A 1,802-nucleotide genomic window follows, 5' to 3' on the forward strand; every position below is an offset into this window, starting at 1 on the left:
TTGACATCCTCCCCCACCTTAGCGCTTCGCGTCACAGGAGGGGGATTCCCATTACTGGGTGATAGCTGCTCGCGCAGTACCGGGTTCCTGCTTCATCGGGCGGCCTGATTGCACCACGCCTCCACAGGCTAAAACGGCGTGTCCCGCCGCTAAAATATTGCGAGCGCCGTTCACATCGGCGTTCGCCTCATAACCACACGCAGCGCATTTAAACTGGCTTTGCGTCTGGCGGTTATCCTTCGCAGTATGCCCACAACAGGCGCACTGCTGGCTGGTGTAGGCCGGGTTTATCGCCAACACCTGACCGCCTCGCCATGCCTGCTTATATTCGAGCTGGCGGCGCAGCTCAAACCAGCCCTGATCTAATATCGAACGATTCAGCCCTGATTTTGCCCGGACGTTGCGCCCCGGCTGGCTGGTCGTGCCCGCTGCTGATTTTGACATGCTGGCAACCTTCAAATCCTCAATGACGATCATCGCGTGGTTTTTGCTGATAGTCGTTGTGACCTTGTGAAGGTAATCGCGGCGGGTATTGGCGATATGTGAGTGCAGCCGCTGGATCTTGGCTTTTTGTTTCTTCCAGTTGCTGCTGAACTTTACCTTTTTGCTCAACTGGCGTTGGAGCCTTGCCAGCTTGGTCTGATTGGTTTTGAAGCTGTTGACGGGCTCAAACACCGTGCCGTCTGACAGGGTTGCGAGCTTGGCGATCCCCGCATCTAGCCCGACCATTGAGCCGGAGGGGTGAATTGGCTCAAGCGTCTCCTGCTCGACCTGAAAGGAGATATACCAGTGCCCGGCTGCTTGGCTGACGGTCGCGTTTTTAATTTTCCCTTCAACTGGCTGGGACTGACGGAACTTGACCCACGCCAGCCCGGCAGGCAGCTTCACGCGACCCTTTTCAAGGCGGCAATACTTGTCGAAGTTGACGAACCGGATAGCGTCGCGGTTGTCGCTTTTTTTCTTGAATACGGGTGCCTTGGCGGCGAGTTTCTTATCAAAGCAGCGCATCCACGCGCCATGCAAATCCTTGAGCTTCTGCTGGAGGTTGTCGGTATATGCCTCGGCCAGAAAGGCCATTTCTGGGTCTTTCTTCCAACTGGTGAGCATCCTGTTCAGCTCAAAGGCAGAAGGCAGTTTTTCGCCAGCATCCAGAATGCGTTTGGTTTCTGCCAGCCCGTGATTCCAGACATAACGAGCACAACCGCCCAACTGGCGCAGGCGTTGCGCTTGTTGTTCGGTCGGTTCGAGTCGGAATTTGTAGGCTTTCAGAATTTGCATTTAGCGCTCAGTGTGTAGCATTATTGCCATATCTATTAAGCCCGATTGAGTGACAGAATGCAATTCACTAAAATTAATAAATCACGCCATGCGGCCTACGTTTTGCACGTACATTTGGTGTTTATCACCAAGTATCGAAAGCCGATATTGGGGGATCTGCATCACGCTTCCTTCGGTCAGTGTGCGGCAGAGGTTTGCAGAGATTTTGGTGCGGAACTGAAAGAGTGTGACGGAGAGGCTGATCATGTTCACATGCTGATAGAGTACGCGCCAACGGTGCAGCTATCGGTACTGGTGAACTCGTTAAAGGCGGTCACATCAAGGCGACTGCGTAATGAATTTCTGGACTTGAGAGGTGCTTACAGCAAACCCGTACTCTGGTCACGCTCTTACTTTGCGGGCTCTTGCGGCGGAGCACCGTTGGAGGTGATCAAGCAATACATTCAAAACCAGCGGGGCTGACGCCCCGGCGAAATTCCCCTCCCACCTACGTCGGAGGGAGTCCCCTTTCGCATTTAAGATGG

Annotated in this window: 2 protein-coding genes; one reads left to right on the plus strand and one right to left on the minus strand. The window is 54.0% G+C overall.

Annotated elements, in window-relative coordinates:
* Nucleotides 1-51 precede the first annotated feature (51 nt).
* The gene (locus BN1127_RS14000) at nt 52-1,278 is read right to left on the minus strand and encodes an RNA-guided endonuclease InsQ/TnpB family protein (RefSeq protein WP_021141234.1); all 1,227 of its coding nucleotides are present in this window, start codon (nt 1,276-1,278) and stop codon (nt 52-54) included.
* Nucleotides 1,279-1,335: 57 nt separating this feature from the next.
* On the opposite strand from BN1127_RS14000, the gene tnpA reads away from it, so the two are divergent.
* Nucleotides 1,336-1,740, plus strand: coding sequence for an IS200/IS605-like element ISAs26 family transposase (gene tnpA / locus BN1127_RS14005; protein ID WP_010674034.1), 405 nt, complete (start codon nt 1,336-1,338; stop codon nt 1,738-1,740).
* Nucleotides 1,741-1,802 lie beyond the last annotated feature (62 nt).

The organism is Aeromonas media (assembly GCF_000819985.1).
Taxonomy (GTDB): domain Bacteria; phylum Pseudomonadota; class Gammaproteobacteria; order Enterobacterales; family Aeromonadaceae; genus Aeromonas; species Aeromonas media.